29 protein-coding genes and 1 pseudogene are annotated in these 19,372 nt (G+C 38.6%); 1 reads left to right on the top strand and 29 read right to left on the bottom strand.

Annotation, left to right across the window (positions count from 1 at the left end):
• Nucleotides 1–52: 52 nt before the first annotated feature.
• Nucleotides 53–382 carry a four-helix bundle copper-binding protein gene (locus tag HX124_RS10110; RefSeq protein WP_286383405.1) on the top strand — a complete coding sequence of 110 codons (330 nt, stop codon included), beginning with the start codon at nt 53–55 and terminating at the stop codon, nt 380–382.
• A gap of 28 nt (nt 383–410) precedes the next feature.
• On the opposite strand, the gene HX124_RS10105 is transcribed toward HX124_RS10110, so the two are convergent.
• The 29 genes and pseudogenes from HX124_RS10105 to HX124_RS09965 form a co-directional block, all read right to left on the bottom strand.
• The gene (locus HX124_RS10105; protein WP_228199118.1) at nt 411–581 is read right to left on the bottom strand and encodes a hypothetical protein; all 171 of its coding nucleotides are present in this window, start codon (nt 579–581) and stop codon (nt 411–413) included.
• A gap of 53 nt (nt 582–634) precedes the next feature.
• The gene (locus HX124_RS10100; RefSeq protein ID WP_286383404.1) at nt 635–1,150 is read right to left on the bottom strand and encodes a phage-derived protein YdaY family protein; all 516 of its coding nucleotides are present in this window, start codon (nt 1,148–1,150) and stop codon (nt 635–637) included.
• A 39-nt stretch (nt 1,151–1,189) separates the two neighbouring features.
• Nucleotides 1,190–2,110 carry a phage tail tube protein gene (locus HX124_RS10095; protein ID WP_286383403.1) on the bottom strand — a complete coding sequence of 307 codons (921 nt, stop codon included), beginning with the start codon at nt 2,108–2,110 and terminating at the stop codon, nt 1,190–1,192.
• 56 nt (nt 2,111–2,166) lie between these two features.
• A complete protein-coding gene (locus HX124_RS10090) occupies nt 2,167–2,676 on the bottom strand; it encodes a Rha family transcriptional regulator (protein WP_286383402.1) in 510 nt (169 codons plus the stop codon).
• Nucleotides 2,677–2,940: 264 nt separating this feature from the next.
• Complete coding sequence (locus HX124_RS10085) at nt 2,941–3,345, bottom strand: hypothetical protein (protein WP_286383401.1); 405 nt, start codon at nt 3,343–3,345, stop codon at nt 2,941–2,943.
• A complete protein-coding gene (locus HX124_RS10080) occupies nt 3,342–3,722 on the bottom strand; it encodes a hypothetical protein (RefSeq protein ID WP_286383400.1) in 381 nt (126 codons plus the stop codon). Before HX124_RS10080 ends, HX124_RS10085 begins: the two co-directional genes overlap by 4 nt.
• Before the next feature lie 5 nt (nt 3,723–3,727).
• Nucleotides 3,728–3,982 (bottom strand): hypothetical protein, encoded by a 255-nt coding sequence (locus HX124_RS10075; RefSeq protein WP_286383399.1) that lies wholly within the window; start codon nt 3,980–3,982, stop codon nt 3,728–3,730.
• Between the two features lie 42 nt (nt 3,983–4,024).
• A complete protein-coding gene (locus HX124_RS10070) occupies nt 4,025–4,327 on the bottom strand; it encodes a hypothetical protein (RefSeq protein WP_286383398.1) in 303 nt (100 codons plus the stop codon).
• Nucleotides 4,328–4,382: 55 nt separating this feature from the next.
• Nucleotides 4,383–4,754: a glutamate 5-kinase gene (locus HX124_RS10065; protein ID WP_502872821.1), complete on the bottom strand. Its 372-nt coding sequence runs from the start codon at nt 4,752–4,754 to the stop codon at nt 4,383–4,385.
• The gene (locus HX124_RS10060; protein ID WP_286383397.1) at nt 4,747–5,124 is read right to left on the bottom strand and encodes a hypothetical protein; all 378 of its coding nucleotides are present in this window, start codon (nt 5,122–5,124) and stop codon (nt 4,747–4,749) included. The genes HX124_RS10065 and HX124_RS10060 overlap by 8 nt, the downstream gene beginning before the upstream one ends.
• Before the next feature lie 7 nt (nt 5,125–5,131).
• Nucleotides 5,132–5,515: a hypothetical protein gene (locus HX124_RS10055; protein ID WP_286383396.1), complete on the bottom strand. Its 384-nt coding sequence runs from the start codon at nt 5,513–5,515 to the stop codon at nt 5,132–5,134.
• A gap of 4 nt (nt 5,516–5,519) precedes the next feature.
• Entirely contained in the window at nt 5,520–6,131 is a 612-nt protein-coding gene (locus HX124_RS10050; RefSeq protein ID WP_286383395.1) for a hypothetical protein, read from the bottom strand.
• A gap of 37 nt (nt 6,132–6,168) precedes the next feature.
• Nucleotides 6,169–7,116 carry a major capsid protein gene (locus HX124_RS10045; RefSeq protein ID WP_107010288.1) on the bottom strand — a complete coding sequence of 316 codons (948 nt, stop codon included), beginning with the start codon at nt 7,114–7,116 and terminating at the stop codon, nt 6,169–6,171.
• 9 nt (nt 7,117–7,125) lie between these two features.
• Nucleotides 7,126–7,890 carry a DUF6651 domain-containing protein gene (locus HX124_RS10040; RefSeq protein ID WP_286383394.1) on the bottom strand — a complete coding sequence of 255 codons (765 nt, stop codon included), beginning with the start codon at nt 7,888–7,890 and terminating at the stop codon, nt 7,126–7,128.
• Nucleotides 7,891–8,004: 114 nt separating this feature from the next.
• The gene (locus tag HX124_RS10035; protein ID WP_286383393.1) at nt 8,005–8,220 is read right to left on the bottom strand and encodes a hypothetical protein; all 216 of its coding nucleotides are present in this window, start codon (nt 8,218–8,220) and stop codon (nt 8,005–8,007) included.
• Complete coding sequence (locus tag HX124_RS10030) at nt 8,217–9,326, bottom strand: phage minor head protein (protein WP_286383392.1); 1,110 nt, start codon at nt 9,324–9,326, stop codon at nt 8,217–8,219. The genes HX124_RS10035 and HX124_RS10030 overlap by 4 nt, the downstream gene beginning before the upstream one ends.
• Nucleotides 9,292–10,788, bottom strand: a complete 1,497-nt coding sequence (locus tag HX124_RS10025; protein ID WP_286383391.1) for a DUF4055 domain-containing protein — start codon at nt 10,786–10,788, stop codon at nt 9,292–9,294. Before HX124_RS10025 ends, HX124_RS10030 begins: the two co-directional genes overlap by 35 nt.
• Nucleotides 10,785–12,212, bottom strand: coding sequence for a phage terminase large subunit (gene terL, locus HX124_RS10020; RefSeq protein WP_286383390.1), 1,428 nt, complete (start codon nt 12,210–12,212; stop codon nt 10,785–10,787). The genes HX124_RS10025 and terL overlap by 4 nt, the downstream gene beginning before the upstream one ends.
• Nucleotides 12,202–12,666, bottom strand: a complete 465-nt coding sequence (locus HX124_RS10015) for a DUF2280 domain-containing protein (RefSeq protein WP_286418685.1) — start codon at nt 12,664–12,666, stop codon at nt 12,202–12,204. The genes terL and HX124_RS10015 overlap by 11 nt, the downstream gene beginning before the upstream one ends.
• 58 nt (nt 12,667–12,724) lie before the next feature.
• A pseudogene (locus HX124_RS10010) lies at nt 12,725–12,946 on the bottom strand (putative metallopeptidase); the annotation flags it as partial.
• A gap of 51 nt (nt 12,947–12,997) precedes the next feature.
• Nucleotides 12,998–13,930: an IS5 family transposase gene (locus tag HX124_RS10005; RefSeq protein WP_180109598.1), complete on the bottom strand. Its 933-nt coding sequence runs from the start codon at nt 13,928–13,930 to the stop codon at nt 12,998–13,000.
• A complete protein-coding gene (locus tag HX124_RS10000; protein ID WP_286418694.1) occupies nt 13,927–14,154 on the bottom strand; it encodes a hypothetical protein in 228 nt (75 codons plus the stop codon). Before HX124_RS10000 ends, HX124_RS10005 begins: the two co-directional genes overlap by 4 nt.
• A gap of 86 nt (nt 14,155–14,240) precedes the next feature.
• Nucleotides 14,241–14,690 carry a hypothetical protein gene (locus HX124_RS09995; protein WP_286377385.1) on the bottom strand — a complete coding sequence of 150 codons (450 nt, stop codon included), beginning with the start codon at nt 14,688–14,690 and terminating at the stop codon, nt 14,241–14,243.
• A 950-nt stretch (nt 14,691–15,640) separates the two neighbouring features.
• On the bottom strand, nt 15,641–15,799 hold the full coding sequence (locus HX124_RS09990; protein ID WP_286418683.1) for a hypothetical protein: 159 nt from the start codon (nt 15,797–15,799) through the stop codon (nt 15,641–15,643).
• A gap of 200 nt (nt 15,800–15,999) precedes the next feature.
• Nucleotides 16,000–16,341 carry a hypothetical protein gene (locus HX124_RS09985; RefSeq protein WP_286384376.1) on the bottom strand — a complete coding sequence of 114 codons (342 nt, stop codon included), beginning with the start codon at nt 16,339–16,341 and terminating at the stop codon, nt 16,000–16,002.
• 120 nt (nt 16,342–16,461) lie between these two features.
• Nucleotides 16,462–17,148 (bottom strand): hypothetical protein, encoded by a 687-nt coding sequence (locus HX124_RS09980; RefSeq protein WP_286418681.1) that lies wholly within the window; start codon nt 17,146–17,148, stop codon nt 16,462–16,464.
• A 10-nt stretch (nt 17,149–17,158) separates the two neighbouring features.
• Entirely contained in the window at nt 17,159–17,302 is a 144-nt protein-coding gene (locus HX124_RS09975; protein WP_286383991.1) for a hypothetical protein, read from the bottom strand.
• Complete coding sequence (locus HX124_RS09970) at nt 17,299–17,700, bottom strand: DUF559 domain-containing protein (RefSeq protein WP_286384380.1); 402 nt, start codon at nt 17,698–17,700, stop codon at nt 17,299–17,301. Before HX124_RS09970 ends, HX124_RS09975 begins: the two co-directional genes overlap by 4 nt.
• Nucleotides 17,701–19,245 (bottom strand): DNA cytosine methyltransferase, encoded by a 1,545-nt coding sequence (locus HX124_RS09965; protein ID WP_286384382.1) that lies wholly within the window; start codon nt 19,243–19,245, stop codon nt 17,701–17,703.
• Nucleotides 19,246–19,372: the final 127 nt, after the last annotated feature.

The following is a 19,372-nucleotide window of genomic DNA, read 5'->3' as shown; positions in this document are numbered from 1 at the left end:
GCAGGCTCTTTTAGTATTTTTATTTAAATTATAAATATTCAGGATGAATAAAATGGATTCATTGAACTTCTCAAAATGTGCAGAAATATGCAATCAATGTTCTTTAGCATGTGTCACATGTGCTTCCGAATGCCTGAATGAAGATCATCTAGACATGATGCGTGAATGTATCAAAAAGTGCTTGGAATGTTCCGATATTTGCCAATTATGTGCAAAAATGGAGCAAAGACAATCATCCTTTTTGAAAGAAATTTGCAATATTTGTGCTTTAGCTTGTGATGCTTGTGCTATGGAATGTGAAAAACACGACCATACACATTGTCAAGAATGTGCAGAAATTTGCCGTAAATGTGCAAATGAATGCCGTCAAATGGCATCTTAAGGTAGAGTGGAACCACCGAAAGATGGTTTCACTTCTTCTTATAAGCCTGATCTAGAAATAAATTATCCAACATCAAGACACATTCAACAAAAACATGTAGTTCAACTGGAGAATCATGTAATTCTAAATATGATTCGATATCCGCAATGCTCAATGCCAACGGCGTACCTTGTTCATATCGTCTAGAACGCGCGATCATGTTATAAGCATGCAATACGGTATGTGCAGTATAAGAATATTCAGGTGGTTCAACTATTTCGATGTTGAGCGCTTGGCGTTGCTTTTTTTCGTGGTCGGTGAGGACACCGTATAGGGTTTGCCAGTCGTAGAGCTCTCGGACTTTCCCAAAACTTCTTCTTTGACTTGATTGGCTTCCTTTTGAATCTTTTCAGCCTCAGACTTTACAAAGCCCCAGATCTGCCAACCTAAATCACCCATGTGAAAAAGCTTTGTTGCGTTTTCCTCAGAGTATGGTTGCTCCCGAACAACCCCACCTTCTTCAAACTCAATGCCCTCCCAATCTTCAATCAGGTGACATGCTGCCGCCTCCATTGTTAACTGGTACCACACTTTGTCATCAACAGAGGCTTTACTAACGTCATAGCCTTTAGACACAATCTGATTCTGTGCGCGTTCTAATGCCACTTGATAGGCTTGATGCTCAATGCCACGAATTTTAAAACGCGCTAATACTTTGCCTTCTTTATCTTTGTATTCACGCCATAATGAAATTTCTTTGCTTTCTTTAATTGCTACTTTTAAAGCCATGATTTGATCTCAGTAAAAACCGCCCTAAGGCGGTGTGAATTAAGGTACGAGAATTCGAGTAATAATCGGTGATGTTTTGATGTGGTTATAGTTGATATCGATAGTAATGGTATCTTCACCACCACCATCTGGGTGATTGGCTTCTGATACCTCCAAGCTTGGAAATTCAAAAGCGTAACCATTACCTTTGGAATCTTCAATTGAGAAGTTAATAGGCATCACGGCGCGAGTTTTAATAAAATCAATATATCCCGCAGATTGAGCACTAAACATGTATTGCGTTGATAAGGTGATATCTACCATCTTCTCTAGATACATTTGCGCTGTTAGCTTTTGATTACCAATACAGCGAATCGCTTCTAGATTATTGGTGATATTCAATTCAAGCGATTGCAAACACGCTTTACCTACAATAGTTTCACCATTAACGGTTAAATCACCCACATTAATTGCCGAAACAAGAACTGCATCAGGTACAGAGGTTGGAGAGGTAACTGGGTTTGTAGTGGTACGTTCAAACTCGGTACCAACTAAGCCAAATGAGGCAGTAATTTTACCTGTGGTCGCAATCGACATTTTGGCTTCACCAATACGCACACCACGATAAATAAAGATCTGCCCAACATCTTCAAAAACTTTGGCAAAAGTAAATGTTTTACGTAGATCACCACCAAACTTAAGAACATCAGTTGCCCAATCATTCATAGCAACAGCTGACCAGAAGTCATCAAACAAACCTATTGATAGTTCGACTTCCAAAGTTCCTGTGATTTCTGCTTCAGTTGCCATACCCCCTTGGCGAAAACGACTATCCGCTACACTGTTTGATGTTTCGGTGGTGACACTTTCAGTTAAACCATCCGTTACACGGCGTACTGTCTTCCACGTTGGGCTTGCAGGTGTTACACCCGCTTCTATTTCTACACAATAGTACAGTTTGATTTTTGCACCACTCGACATGGCTTTCTCCTATTTTTAGGCATTAAAAAACCACCCGAAGGTGGTGATTGGTTTATTTATTCAAATAAGCAAGGTTGAATTTGACGATCTACATTTGCAATTGCTGTTTGTAAGCAATCACGCTGTTTACGCCATTCTGATAAACCTTTACCACATACACTTGCGATATCTTTTTCACATTCAAGTTTCGCATTAAGCACCTCTCGCTGTTTAACAAGTGCAAAATAATCCGTTTGCAGTAATGCCCTTGCTTCAAAAAAGGCTTTCACTAATGCTTTTTTGAATGCAATAACACGCGGGCTATTTTTCAGCAAAGTCATTAAAAAAGTGGCTTGTTGCTCATCCAATACAGCATATTCAGTCGCTTTAGCAAAACCACCTTGTGGTAAAGCCTCACCCTTTCGGATTTCAAATCTGATAGGGCTAAATTCGGCAAAATCGGGGCGATATGTACGAACTAACTTAATAACACTTGCATGCTGCAATCCCAATCCCAATGCAATTTGCAAAGTGGTTGTCTGTGGTTGAGCATCTTTTACATCAACTAAATTAAACTTCGCATTCATATAAATCTCCTTGGAATAAAACACATGCCTGAATGCAAATAGGATGGCATGTGTAGTTTTTGTGATATTTCAGGCATAAACATTCCTGATTCTCATATTAGGGATCATGGGTAGTTAGGATTGGTTGTGTGTTTTCGACACATAACTGATTGGAGTTATTTTTTCAGGGTTTAAATTGATGATTTATGCCAAGTTCCAATTCATTTTTTAAATTTCAGGCAATAAAAAACCGCCCAAAAGGACGGTTCAATCTAAGTAATTAAACTAATTCACTCGAAACTCAGCACGAATGATCTTGGCGTAAAAATGTTTATCGTCCATATATTGCGGTGCATGAACTAAATAAACTTCTAAATGAGAAACACCGAAGTTTTGTAGGAACGCGCGCCACCCATCACATAACTTCGCCATTGCTGTGGTACCTGAATTCAACGGCGCAAAACATTGGATTGAAATCATGCCATGGTCACGAATGCAGGGCTGGTTACCAATACCTACAACATTACTTCCTGAATACTGAATATAAACTTTGCACCACAACTTATCCTTAGGTGGTTTGAAGTGCTGCCCTTCATCAAGTGCCTGGTTTTCAAATTGAATCACATCCACACCGTCAAACTGTGCCAAGCGCGTCCTGATCTCTAATTCTGCTTGTTCAAGTGTCATCATTTGTATTTACTCGTCACTCGCTGAAAGGTTAAGGCATAGATCCCTGTTGGTGCTTGTTGAGAATACCCATTTTCCAAAGCAACGGAATAAGGCAAATTATTCTGTACATAGACCAGATCACCAATCTTTGCCTGAAGAACTTTGATATTCCCCTCAGCAATTGTTTGCCCACCTACTTTATCTACTTTATTTAAATCATAGCGAACATCCACAGAGCCAATTGAAACGAGGTTATTACCACGGAATGCGCCTGTATCCACAGGACTTGCAAGCACAACACCTTGTAGGAACTCGCTAATGATTTTTCTTTGTAGAACAGTTGCGCTTTGCAGTACTTCAAAGGTGAACTGTGATAATCGTGTACCTTGCCATGACATAATTTTCACCTGTATTTAACAGTTACATCGCCGAATAAAACTTCATGCCCAATTTCACCATTTACCACTAAAGTTTTACCCGCAACATCGGACTTTACTTTTATTAAAAATCCTTTTTCAATATCAACATAAAGCGCATCAAAAATACGCTCACCATTTAAAAACACTGCTTCAATGTTTGTATTTTTTATGTTGGCATGAAGCGCCTTATCGCTATTTGCTGCTCTGTCTTTTAACTGAGAATCTTCTATATAAATCATAATTTTCACCCATTAAAAAACCCACCGAAGTGGGTTGCTGCATTAAATAATTTGAATTGGTATGAGCTTAAGCCCCCAATTGTTCTCAAATCTCTTATCCAAAAAATCCGTGATTTCAGATTCACGATACTTAAATTCATGACAAGTTAAAACTATGACATTTCTACCACTAGACACTCCATACCTTGTAAATCCCTGAAGTGAACGTCTTATTGAAGTATTATTTGATAGTAAAAGTTTTGCTCTTCCTTGTTTTATTAAATATTTCCGCCCCCTCACTTTAGGGCACTTATCAGCAGGTATATCCACCTGAATTACAAAGTAGTCCATTTCAAGCCAAGCCAAGTGTATGATTTCTTTTTAGACTTTTATAGCTTGCCTTTTTGTTTAATCCAATGACTTAATATTTCCGTAACTGTATTAAATATGTAGCTGAGATGGGATCTGCACCCACATTCAATACCTTAAAATCACCTTTAGCCGTTGTCCAAACATCACCAATCTGCGGTACTCTCGTAACCTCATTTTGAAGAACTGTTGCTTTGGAATCTGTCACCTGGTAATCCGTAGGCTTAACCAAATCTTTTTTATAGCTCCCAAACAACACGCCACGACCTGAATAAGAACCATCAATTTGATTAGGATACGTTTCAGTGACTGGATCATATTTGCCAGAGTTGATCATTTTAGTACAGATAAAACTCGCTACTGCATCAGCGAGTTTTTTATCAAAGGCTTTGGCAACTTTGGATTGAATTTTATTCTTAATCATCACATTGACTCTCTTCAAACATTGCAAATAAATCCTGAGCAATTGCCTGAATTGAGTAGGCTTCAAATTCAGTGCTTGGATCACGCTCATTCATTCGCTGTTTAATACGCTGCCAAATATGAACAGCTTCATGCAGTAATAGTCCATGTACTTCAATTAAAGGACGCTCACTGTCTTGAATCTGGACAATTGCCATTGAATCATCATTGTAAAAATTCACCTGAGCATCACAACCATTTGACATAAACTCATCTACATCGTTCATGTTTTCAAATAGCAGATCCATGTGAATCTGATTACGAACCAATGTATATTTGACATGTTGGAATGGCGATATATACCATTCAGGCACATAATTATTATTAATCATACCTGTATCAAACTCGCGTGATCAAAATACCAAACGGCATTTTGTTTGGATTTACTAAATCAAGTGAAGCAATCAAAGCTTTGGCAATTTGTTCAAACTCTGAAATCTCAACACTGCCCTCAACAAAGGTTTCTGTGACCTGTACCGTGTCAGCTTTTACGCTTTCACTGACCGTCTGCCGAGCAACACCACTGTAAATTACCCCTGCTTGAATACCTTTGATAATTTCGCATGCAGCATCTTGTAGAAGTGGATCAACTGGATCAGGAACAAAGCTAACCTCATTCTTCATCCAAGTATTTGCTAATAAGATCAAACGCGCTTTATCACCACCTGGTGCAAAGTCACTTCCTAAAATTCGATCTGCATCATTGATGGTAATAAAGCTCATAAAATCACCCCTTTGGAATTAATGCTAAAAGCTCATCTTTAGATGCAGATGCCTTAAAGCCAATTTCTTTTGCTGCCAAATAATCTTTGATTTGTGGAATGGTCCAACTCGCAAAGTCATTTTCAGTAGATTTTAGTAATTCCATTTCTTTCGGAGCTTCAGAAGACTGTTCAACACTCGGATCAGGATTTGCAGCAGCTGACTTAAGCTCATCAATTCGAGCTTGCATCGCACTCACATCATTCATAAATGCAAGATGTACAGCGCGTTCTGTTTCTAGATCTGCAATGGCTTTTTTGAGTTGACCTTGCAAAGCTTCATTTTCAGTAACTACTTTTTCACATTCAGCTTTGGTATCCGCAAGAACTTTTTCTAGTTCAGGTGATGTTTCAACACCCAATTGAACAGTAATTTTTTCTACTTTAGCTTTGCGCTCTGGTACTTCACGCACCTCAACTTCCACACCAAGTGCATCATAAGCTGCTTTGATTTGAGGATAATCACCGTAAATCAAAACTGATGTTGCATTTACATCTGGACGATCAAAGTACTTTGGATTTTGAAATGAACCTTTTTCATCAATCCCTGCGCTTTTTTGAGCATAAATAATTTTCATCTTGTTCTCACAAAAATGGGGCTTAAAGCCCCGATTGTTATGGTGTGCCAGAGAGATCCAACAATGTACCTGCTGTCATCTTGTTGCTGGTCGCGTGTTTTTTCCAATTCGCATCAGCACCCAATAGTGCCAAGGTTGGATTAGCGCCTTTTGTGGTATCCCAAGAGTAACCCAGTAAATCCAGATTAAAAGTTCCTTCAGCACGCATACCAATTGCCAAGTTTTCTTCATCATTAATGTCGTATGCACGGAAACCCGGTGCCTGAGACTCAGTGACAGTTACTGCACCAGTCTGCAAACCAAAAGCATCATCATCTTCAATCAAATCTGTGACTAAAACAGGCTTGCCCAACGTACCTGGTAAACCACCATAAATCACAATTTCAGATTCACCATAAATTTGATTTGTTAATGCTTCATCCACAATGTCGAAATAAGTATCCGAGTTCATCACCCAAAGTGAGATGCGACCAAACTTATCACCAAACTTACGCATACCTTTGGTTAAGGCTTTACGACCATCTGTAGCAATACTGCCTTTGGCAATCATGTCAGGATTACTAGTGATTGCCGCCTTAAGTGCAGCTAAGCTGTATTGCAAACGACCATGTACCAGAGCATCTGCTAAGTCATAACCAATAATTTCAGCAAACTCTTCTGGAGAACGCGCACGGCGTTTAAACGCTTCCTCAGTTGAAGCATAAGGACCATATTTAAATGGTACTTTCACCCCCACAGATTCACCTGCACCAATTTTTTTATTGGTCACTTTCGCTGTCGAGTTCACATCACGGTGTTCAATGCTACCGCCAACACGATAAAAAGACTGTTGATTAAAATCACCTTGAATGATTTCATTGACATAACGGATTGCACCGTTTGAAGCTTGGTTAAATACATTCAGATTATCTTGTAGACGTTCCAAATATGCAGTTTGCGCCAATTGATTGTAGATAATCATGTCGCTATTTACAGTTGTAGTCATAATGACTCCTTATTTTTCAAGTTTTAAATATGCTGCTTGACCATGAGTTTGAATGAAGTCTGATTTAGCCTTAGCATCCATTTGACTGCGTTTCAGACCTGTATTTGTATTGGTATTGCCTTGGAAGTTGCCACCTGAACCTTGACCACCTTTTAAAATGTGATCTTTGTACTGATAGCCATCAATCAACTGATCTAACGCTTCATCGAAATCAGCCAATTCACCAGGACGAGAACGCGAATAGATTTGTTGGCCATGATTGTCATAAGCCACGACTTTGCCGTTTTCGACTTTAAAATTACGACCGAACTGAGCCTGTACCATGTCCGCAGGTACTGAGATTTTGTCTTTGATCATTTGAGAACGCGCAAAACCACCACCAATCAACTCGCCGTGTAATTGATTTTGTAGTGCATCGCGCTCCTGCACGATTGGGGCATACTTTTCTTCTACGGCTTTAATTGCTTCCGCTTTAACTTTTTCGACTTCACCTGCATCCACAAGCTTTTTATCGTCAAAGTTTTTTAAAGTTTCCATTGCTTTTTTGGCAGCAACTGGATCTTCAATACCTGCAAAAGTCGTTAATGCTGTTTCGGCTTTTTCATAACGCTCACGATTTGATTTAGCTTCACCATTTATACGGGTAATCGTTGCTACGGTTTGTGCTGCATCGTGTGCAACCTCCTTACCGTCATCATGAATATACAAAGGCAAACCTTGTTCATTCACTTCTGCATATGTTTTGCCATCAATCTGAGTTGTTTTAAGTTTCATAAGTCATCCGACCTTAATTTGATTTGAGCATCCGCTCGTTACGCCTTATTCATCCGAAATTCAGGCAATAAAAAAGCACCTTGATAGGTGCTGTATTCTTTAAAACTTGGTTGTTTAGTCAGATACCTTGGTTTTCATGCTTACCCCAGTAATTACAAACCGAGATTCCTTATCACCAATAGCTGTAATTTCATCTGAATAAACAAAAATATCCTGAACCTCTATACCAGACTCCCCTTGAAACTGCTCTTTCTTTTTAACAAGATATGCTGCAATTTCATCTTGAAACTGCTGTTTAAGCTTTAAATATTCATCAATTGTTAAACTCACAACCCCAACTCCTTAAACGTCTTTTCATCCACAGCCTTTAATTGCTTCAATGTAAAAGGCTGTCCGCTCAGTGGATCCACAAATTTATCCAAAGGATAGCCACCTTCCTTATAAAGCTTGTATTTCGATGGTCCAAGCCATTCGCGTTGAAAGCTCTCATCTTGCTGTGCAAACCAAGCTTTATATGTCGTATTTGCATCAATCTGACCAATCTTGCCAACGCGCTGATCTTTAGGAATATCTTTCACAGCGCGTTTATCTGCTACAAAGGGTCGAACTCCTTCAACTACACCATCTGAATTACAGCCAATCTGAGTGGTACGACAACGGCGGTGATAAGGTGGTTTTTGATGCCCTTCTCCAAGTTTTTGAATCCGACCATCTCTCATTGCACAGCCTTTTGAAGTTCGACCATCTAAAGTGGCGACATCTTTGGTGTACTTATAACCTAAGGCTATCCAAGTATCTAAGTAAGTGGTTGAACTAATATGCGCTCTGGCTGTTCTCACCTCTGCATCTATTGAACTGCGTGTTTGATTTAATAAACCATCTGCATAGTTTTGCTGCTTAGTCCCTTTGATCCGTCGAATAATCTCTTGATTGGTTTGACCGTTATCAATGCCATCACGAATAACATACTCAACTTTCTTTCGGACACTATCCGCAATACCGGGAAAGATATGATCGATTAATTGACCACCTGCATACGGCGCTTTCTTAGCTTTTTTCAGTAAAGACTCACCACTGATTGCTGGAGCATCTTTATTTGCGAGTTTATAAATATAAGCCGCTTCATATGTCGCCAAAGCAACCATCGACACATCAAGCAATTGTGGCAAATTCACCGCGATTGCTTGTTGCCAACTCGCCATGACACTCTGAAGCTCTTTTAATGATGCCGTGCTGTATTTGCCACTCATTAAAATCGTTTTTTCAGCTTCAGTTAAGTCGTCTAGTAACTCTCTAAGCTTGGTCAGCATCTCCAAAGAATAGCCATCAAACTTTTTAAGCAGCTCATTGATTGCAGAAGAAGATAAGCGTTGTAGATAAGAATTATGCTGATTCAAAGCATCAAGAATTGCCTGCTGTATTTCCTTCTTGTCCATCACCTACACCCTGATAAGGTTGATAACCACCTAATGGCTTACTCATACGATATTCTTCAATTTTCTTTTCGATATCTTCCCATTTATCCTCTGGGAAAGTACCTGTTTGCTCGTAGTGATAAAGTACTTCTGGTGGGAGTAACTCGCCCTGTACCATTTCTAAAATCAATCTAGAGCGCTCTACACTATATTTTTGTTTATTAAAGTCTTGAGCAATCACATAGGTCAATACATCAGGTTTTAGATCATGATTTGACATCACAAACTTAGTACACCAACGCAATGCCATATTCACCGCTTCATTGACATTGACCACACATAACGAAAGTACAGAATGCTGTACTGCATCATCATTATCAGCCTCAGTTGCTGTTTTATTTGCAGAGCCTTTCTCAACTAAACGTGCGCCCATTTCTTTCATTTGTTGCCATTTGTCTTTCATGGCTTCACGTGAAAGCGTATTCGGTTGTGCTTGTGCAATACCTAAAGTCCCACCTTGTGGCAGGGGTAACATGACCTTTGCACCAATATAAACACCACGTTCCTGCGCCTTATCAAACCAATTCCAATCCATGCCAGAAGCATAATATTGTGGATGCCCCATGTAATACACAGATTCCTGAAAGTCTGCACTATCACGATAATGAGCAAGATTTAGATCCGCGAGTTCCAATAAAGGTGAATTTTCAATTTGTGCCGAGTTATCCACTGCACCCACAAAGGTAAATGGAATATAACTCCACACATCACCATTATAGTCCGTTGGAATCTTACGCCCCTGACCTGTCCAGATCCCTTGATCCGACTTGGTATAAATCTCAATCGTGTATACAAACTCGCCCAAACCAACATCTTCGAGACGCAATACTCGATATTGCTGTTTTGTTTCAATACTAAAACCATCTTTACCGCGTTCAGATACAGACTCCGCAATCACTACTAAATTGAGCTTGGTTTGGTTACCTACAGTGATCGTATCCCAATTAATGACCACCTTAGCTGAAAGTAAATGAATCATTGGATAAGCTTGTTTGGCTTTTTCCTCAGCACGATTACGTGATGGAGCGACATCAGGAAAATCAACATATAGAGCACTACGATAATGTTTAAGTGTGTGGCGTAAGGTAGATTGGGAAAGCTGATATAAACTTAAACCGGCACCGTTGGCATTTCTCTTTAAATGCTCTAATTCTGCTGGGCACTTAAAGTTTGGATCCTTTGCAAATGCAGCGCCAACTAGACTACCTAGTGTTTTTCCTGTTACCCCATAAAATACAGCGCGTTTTAAATATGAGTCATAAAAACCTTTGGCTTCTTGACTGTGATCTTGCGGGTTATTTCGTGGTAAATAGACTTCTTTTTTATCCTTAACCGATTTTTGCCCTTTACAGACATCATCCACCTGTTCCCATAAGGGAAGATTTTTAACATACTCTGGATGTTGAAAAGTTACGTCACTCATCGAGCAAACCCCATTGTAGGAAAGAATGGCATAAAGCCTTCGTATAAATCATTAAAAGCATCCGCAGCCGCGTCCACTTGGTCCTTGTATTTACCGTTTGGAAAGTTACGGAGTTCATCTTTGAAATCCTTATTCCATTCACCACGCAGCATTCGCACATTGCCTACGTTGACCTGTGCTGCAAATGGTTGTGCACGTGTGACCTTATCCCCTGAAACAGGTAAAGCCACTACGTTATATCCAGCTAAAAGCTTAGTAAAAGATTTCACTTGTGATTTACCTGCTTGACCAGGATCTTGCGGTAATCGAATGGTGACGGCTGTACCATCAAGATCAGCAGTACTTTTAATACGTTTATTGACATTCTCTGGACCAAGTTGCTCACGCTCTACACCAAAAATATAGGTGTATCCATCACTGGCACTTGCCATACCGACACCTGCTGTATAAGCACCTTCACCTTCTGAACTCGCCAAGTCCCATGCGCGCGTTTTTTTCAAAATACCCGCAGGCAAAGCATCAACGATTTCAATTTCATCAGGTTTAAAAAAACCACCCGCAGGTGGTGCTGGACGCTGTCGGTATTGCCCCGCAAAAACATAAGGCGCTGCTTTTTCCATTAAAGTAAGTTTTTGGATGTTATGCTTCGCTGGCCATAAAGCAGATCCATCATCCTGAATGGCGGATAAGCAGATATGATCCCAGACCTCACCATTACCACCAGCAATAGAAACGCCGTCTTTTCTATCCCCCAACAACCAACCTGCAAGATCTTCTTCATGGAGGCGCTGCATAATGACAATGATCGGGGTTTCAGGCGAGTTCGTCCGCGACTCAAGCGTGTTCTGAAACCAGTCAATAACACCTTCACGGATAGTTTTTGAGGATGCTTCATCTGCCTTATGTGGATCATCAATAATAATGCATCCACCAAAACCGTCTCGCATCTTGCCAGCACCAAAGCCTGTGATCGTACCGCCTGTCCCTGTGGCATAGCACACACCGCCACCTGCTGTACGCCAGTTATCCTTGGCTTTGCTGTCATCACGTAGTTTTAAATCAGGAAAAACTTTCTTATAGGCTTCTTCCTGTACTAAATTTCGTGTTTGAAAGGCATTGTTTGCAGCCAACATTGCAGAATAACTAATATGAATAAACTCGCAGTCAGGCTTTTTACCCAATGACCAAGCCATAAAATTAATCACAGCAATTTCAGTTTTAGAGTAACGCGGTGGAACATTGATAATTAATCGCTTGATCTCACCGTTATAAACACGCATCAAAGCATCACAGATTTCCCGATGATGCCAGTTATGTTTCCATTTATAGCCACGGCGTTCCTTGAACATATAGCGAGTGAAGAAATATAAATCCTGCTGTGCTTCAACCTCAATCGCCAAGTCACGTGCAGAATCAGTAGTCATTCACTACCTCCTGACGGGCTTTTAGATATTCATCTTTAGAGACATTAACCGTCTTTTGAATTGATTCACCATTGGTTGTATGGTCTATTTCTTGCCGTGTAACTCGCCCATCTGTTTCTTGAAAAGCTTGTTTTAGTAGATTCTGCTTAAGTCGCTTATTCCTACCAGAGTCGTCATACATCCCTTGAAGTTCTTTAAGTCGGAATGCTTTATTCGCAATCGCAATATCTTCAATATTTTCTCTAAAGTCTGTTCGAGTTCGCTCAAATAGATCCTTTAATTTTTTACTCAGGTTTCGACCTGCATATTTGGTCGGATCGTAATTTTCACATTGCTGTCTTTCAATTTCTAACCCAAATCTTTGCTTGACAGCATCAGCTACTTGTTGAGGGGTTTCAAAGCAAGCAAGAGACTGAACTATAAAGATTTTTACAGGCTCTTTTAGTGCTGCCATAAACTCACCTTTGTCATGCTACGTCAAGCAAGATTGCCAAAAAAAAGAGCCTTTCAGCTCAAATCACACACGTCCCACAACACTTGGAAATATCAACATCAGGAACAAACGGTGCATGCTTTGTGATTTCGACCAAACGTTTAACTGACTCATTCGCACCCCAACGTCTAACAACACCAAAGAATTCTTCAACGTCGTGACCTGCCAAATAGTGTTTAGGTAAACCTGTCATATCGCTATAAAGCGTTTCACCATCTTCATCGCGTTCTACACCAATGTGGCTTTGTTGCATAAACATTCAAAAGCTGAGTTTTCCCCAATCCATTCAAATTTAAGTGACAACTTGGGTGTGAGGTCTACCTAATTCCGTAAATCTATTCAGAACTGCCACACGCGCATGAATTTCATTGACCTGACTTTGAAAATGTCTTGCCGTCAGCTTATCTCCTAATAATTTGATGCAATGCATCTTGGTTTCCACCAAACTGCGACGGTGATAACCCGACCATTTTTTCCATAGGGTTCTGCCCAAATGTTTAACTGTTTGAAGTAACTCATTTCGTTCTATTGAACTGATTTTAGAATCTTTCCAGGGCTTGGCATTCTTTCTGGGTGGAATTACTGCATGTGCTTGACGATCTGAAATCACTTGTCTGCAGCACTTCGTGTCGTACGCCCCATCGGTATAGACAGAATCTATTCGCTCATCTGGTGGGATTTGATCAAGTAAATCACTTAGTACTTGTGAATCACTGACATTATTTGTCGTAAGCTGAACGGCACGTATTTGCAGTGTTTCAGCATCTATACCAATATGCAGTTTACGCCATTGCCGACGGTATTCAGGCTGATGTTTCTTACGCTTCCATTCGCCTTCACCTAAAAATTTTAAACCCGTAGAGTCGACGAGTAGGTGTAACCCATCACGACTTTTCTGATAGCTTATCGCAATATCAATATGCTTTTGTCGTCTACAGAGGGTGGAGTAATCTGGTGCTGTCCAATTCAAGCCACAGAGTTTAATCAGGCTTTGAGCAAAGCCAGTGACCATACGTAAAGAAAGACGGAATAGAGATTTGATCATTAAACAGCATTGAATCGCTGTATCGGAATAAGTTTGATTTCGTCCGTGCTTGCCTTGTGGTTGTGCATACCATTGGGTCTTAGGATCAAACCAGATTGAAATATTTCCTCGCTTGATTAAAGCTTGGTTATACGAGGACCAATTGGTTGTACGGTAGATTTTAGGTGCAGGCTTCTTCATCTGGAAATTATATTGCTGAAGAAGCCTTCAAGAATAGCTTTGTGCAACAAAGCCGATTCAAATTGGAATTTTCTTCGATAACCAATGTTATTTTCTTCTAATTCTTGGAATAAGGTTTCTTCAGCTTCTAAATATTTTTGTGTTGCTTTGGGTAATGGTCGAGTTTTGGATTTTGGTTTTAATGGTTGCTTCTTGGTGAGTGCGGTGTATTCGGAAGTTTCCATAAATTTAGCCCATAAAAAAACCTACAATTTGTAGGAAATCGTAGGTATAAAATTAATAGGCAATTTCACAACTGTCTATGTATAAGTTAATTTACTTGAGCTGCTACTTGATTTTTATTCTGACGGAAATATTGGTTAATTTCTTCAGCAGACTTTAAGTTATCGGTAAACAACTCCTTTACTTCCTTGGATACCTTGTTTTTATCACGATCTTTTATTAGTGTTTTTAAGGGCGGGAGATCTACTCTATTTTCATCTATTGTTATTTGCTCAATAAACCCTGCTAACCATAATAAAAATTCATCTTCATATTCTAGATTATTAGGAAGCAAACTCAAATCTATAACTTTCGATTCAAAATTAAAAATTGCATTACAAATTTTTTGATTCATTTTTAAATGGGTTGACTGAGTTAACTCTCTAACATTAGAAATGATTAAATTTAAAAAATCATATCTGTCCATCTTATTAATTTGAAGATCATCCCTTTTAATACGCTCCAGTACACTTTCAGCTAGTGCGAGATATTGAGGCATTTCGTACTCCTGTTAAGTTGTAATCTATAGAAATTTAAGAATAAAGAGATGTGCAATAAAAACTACAATCAAAAGTTACAAAAATGACGTGTTAAGTAACTTTTGTAATTGTCATTTACACAAAAATATAACTAAGTCTCAATATTTTCTTATTTTTTCTAAAGGCTCTAAAAAAAATATCCTAAAATAATTAATTAGTTACATTTTTTACTATATAAATAAAGCTATAAATTATGGTCTTCCAAAGATTTTATTACCTGCAAATAAAAAGCCTCATATTGCTATGAGGCTTTTGACCTTAATTGTTTGCGCTGATCAAGGTTATTTCTATCTATTTATTAGAATAGAATGACATCATAATGATTCTAAAAGTAAACATCATTGGTAAGTTTGTTAGAGAAAAGCAAATAAGTGTCAATAAAATTACAAATGAAAAAAATACTCACTCTGCGGAGTAGTGAGTATTAATATTTGCTGATCTGTGGAAATATAAACTGTTAATCGTTTTTTCAAAATAGTGAAACCATTTACACTATTCTCATAAAACCACTTTTTAGATCAGATTACAAAGCTTATATGTTTTTAACCACCTTAATGATGGATTTATGTAATTTAGTAACCGATACAACTGATTCGATTTGACTACCTCTTTTTGCAAACTACAAAAAAGCTCACTAAAAAGTGAGCTTTATTTATGACTGAACACTACCTATAAACCACATACCAGAATCAATGTTTCCAAAAAGAAAAATAGTTAATGTGGCTACCAAAAATACAGCAAAGAAAAACACAACATTTAAAAAGTAGTCCATGATCTTACTACCTTATTTAATTACTGCTTAATTAATATACAACAATAAACCTATATAACCTAATTAATCACTTAAATAATAAGTAAAAAAATACCCAGATCATCAGGAGTATGAATATGGTTCTTTAAATTTTATTGCTTAAAAATACTTTTGAGACTTCGCCTGTTTAATCTGTACATTATTTTTATCTGTTTTCAAAAGGCTAGTTCCAATAAATGCATAAGCTACCATCAACAAAATAAATAAGATAATTGAAAGCAATGTACTTTTATTTTCTTTGTCATTAGAACTACCCATTATTATCTCTACAATTTATTTGTAAACAATAAATTATCAATTATTAGCTGTGGTATCAACCACTAATAAAGTTTCTAATCGATAATGTATCTACAATTTTGGATTGTATAATCTAAAGTTATACTCACCTTTTACCGCTAAATAATTATCTTTTTTACAAAAAAGCCCACTAATGTGAGCCAAGCTTATAAATATAAGGCTTATTTAGAAATTGAGTAACACAAATCTAGTTTCCCTTTTTCTTGCTTATAACAATCCCACTGTCCTTTCTTATATTTTTTAGCAGGAAGAACATCTTCAGGAGTCGTACCCAAATAAGGCTTACAATTACCACCACAAGTAGTCGATTGCTCAATCAGGTATTCTTTTTGACCAACTTCTAAATATATAAAACCACCACCAGAGCTTACACCTCTTTGAATTAAGCAAGATTCAGTTTTGTTCTCATTTACTGTAAAACATTTACCTGAATAATCAGTAATTTTATAAGCAAAACTTGATGTAGAAAATATTGTAAAAGCTAAAGGTAAAATCCATTTCATTTCTATTGCAACCCTTAATAAAACAAAACCCCGCAAATGCGAGGTTTTAATGATTTGGTCTCGGAAAACCGTAATACGACCAGTATAGAAAAATATACCCTGTTTTTTGCAGGTATGCAATTACAAATCATACTCTTCAGCAACTTTAAAGAAGTAACCACGCAAATGTGCATCCAAGTCAACTCGCCAATCACCAAGTTTCACTAAGGCGTATTGCTCATATTTTGCATAACTTTCCATATAAGATTGTCGAGCAATTGCTAACCCTGAAATACGATGACGCTCAGACTGATTATAAGAGTTCTCTTTTTTACCCTCACACTTGCTACATTCAATATGCTTTCTAGCATCTTTAGCAAATAAAAAACCCTTGCCATTACACTTAGCACAAAGACCGCGTTTAAATAAAAACTGAATCAATGCAGAACGCGCCACACCTTTAGCAGCCTCTTTGCTTGGGATCTGCTTTGTTTGGAATCCATCTTCTTTAAATTTTAAACGGATCTCACTGGTTAGGAGATTATGTAATAAGGCAAAGTGACGATCATTCGGAGTAATTGATCGAACCAAAGCCCATAACATTGCACAATTTTCTACATTCATATCCTGCATCATCAAAGCAGAACTATTTGCTTTGCTACCATATGTGGGAGCACCACCCACCCCATCTTTAAAACCATCCATTGTTTTTTGTGCAAGATCCAATAGTGTGAAATCTACAAGTGCAGCACTTGGTTTAAACAATAAACGGCGTAAATCATGAACAATCATTAAGTCTTTATGTTTTGCAAAATCTTCTGTCGCCATATTCATTCCATCACCCTAAATTTCTACGTTTCTTAAATTCTTCAACCGCTTTTTTATTTTCCCGACACGTCATTCGAAAAATAAAAATTGCCGCAGTTACACCAAAGATGATTGCTCCAGCTGCTACCCATGCAAGAAATTCAATTCCATTCATAAATCACCTATCAACCGTCTAATGTCTTCAATCGCCTTACCGCTTTTCACCTGCTCAGTGCTATACCGATACACTGAATAACCTAACTCTTGTGCCGAGTTATATTTCTCCATATCCCCTAAATAACCCTGTGCCCTTGTATGCCTCCCATTACTCCAGATCCCACCTTCAACTTCGATTAACACCTTACTACCTAAAATATAAAAATCTGCTCTCCACTTCCGTTCAGGATTAAATTGAAACTCGGTCTGGAACTCGATCTTGTACGACTTCAAATGCTGAGCGAGTTTAGCCTCACCCTCACTAATAACTCGCTCCTTCTTCACAACAACACGGCGCTTGGTACGCCGTGGTTTTGCATATTTGGCTTTATAATCAGCAATGGAGATACTCGTCACTTAAGCCGCACCTCTATATTTCTTCTCATGCATAAAGTTTGCTTCGACCAATGCACGCGCAAGTTGGGGACAAACTGAATTACCCACCATCCGTGTTTGCTCTGTTTTAGTTAGCTTGATTTCATTGCCTGCCTCGTCCAGCCCTTTTTCAAAAATATAAGAATCTGGAAAACCTTGTGCTTTAAAAAGTTCAACGGGTTGCAACATGCGAAAACCAATATCTGCAATTTGATATTGTTGTTGACCAACAGTTACCAATCCAAACCGATCACGAGTTGGAATTGTCCGTAAAGGCTCATTAACCGAATTACCATCTTTTTCATTACCATAGAATGCTGTTAAAAAAGCACGAACTTCAGCAAATTGATTAACTGTCGTCATGGTATGAATCGGCTCATTTAAATCTTGGCCAACACAATTATTTTTCATTTTAGAAAGATGACTGATTACAAGTGAATTATGGTCTTTAGCTGTAATTGTATGTACTGGCTCTTGTGCTGAACTCCCAATCACACCAGTATAATTTTTTGCTAAAAATGCAGAGACCAAACCATGATGTCCACCTGTAGTAATCGTATGCAAGGGTTTAGAAACATGATTACCAGGATGATTACTCGTATTCACAACAAGACTGGGTGCAATCAAAGCATGATGACCACCTTTAGTCTGAGCGCAGATCGTACGCAAAGGCTCATCAATCGGCATAGATCGTTTATTTGATGCATTAGCACATTCAGTTAATACAGGTGCAATTCCGTTTACAACAAAAGGATCTTGAACATCTAATACAAACTTCTTAATACCTGCAGCAATACGCTCCATGGTTGCTGTAGCCAATGGACGATTACGAGTAAAAATACTTGGTGCCTCAATACTCCAATCAATACACTCTGCAGCCGTACGCCAAGGTTTTAAATTTCCTTTTTGAACTTGGATAGAATCAGGATGACCGTGTGTCGGTTGTGGCCATTGAATTTTTAAACCATCACGACGTGCAATTAAGAAAAACCGCTTACGGATAGTTGGTGAACCATAGTCACACGCTCGTAATTCTCGATAGTCAACTTGGTAACCTTGTTTTTTAAGTGCGTTTACAAATGACTTGAAAGTACGTCCTTTGTTTTTCGGGCATGGTTTTCCATCTGCAGCAAGATCACCCCATGTTTTAAACTCTTCAACATTTTCAAGCATGATGACTCGAGGGCGAGTTTTAGCTGCCCAACGTAGTGCCACCCAAGCAAGACCACGAATTTTCTTTTCAACAGGTTTACCACCTTTGGCTTTTGAAAAATGTTTACAGTCTGGAGAAAGCCAAACCAACCCTACTGGTTGATTACCTGTAACTTGAATCGGATCTATATCCCAAACAGACTCACAGTAATGCCTAGTCTCAGGGTGATTCACTCGATGCATCGCTAAAGCTTTTGGATCATGGTTTATTGCGACATCAACTGGACGATTGAAAGCTTGCTCTAAACCCGTACTGGTACCGCCGCCACCTGCAAAATTGTCAACAATAAGTTCATGAGGAAGTAAATTAAACATGACCACCTCCCAACTGCTTACGAATCGTTGCAGGTACCACACAACCATCTAACTCGCATTGTTTTAAATACGCATCAGGTTGTTCAAATGGATCTGGCCATTCATTGATGATGGGCGTGTTCAACGG

The organism is Acinetobacter sp. 226-1, assembly GCF_030329325.1.
Lineage (GTDB): Bacteria > Pseudomonadota > Gammaproteobacteria > Pseudomonadales > Moraxellaceae > Acinetobacter > Acinetobacter sichuanensis.
The sequence above is the reverse complement of the archived record's forward strand: the minus strand, read 5'-3'. Positions and strand labels throughout refer to the sequence as shown.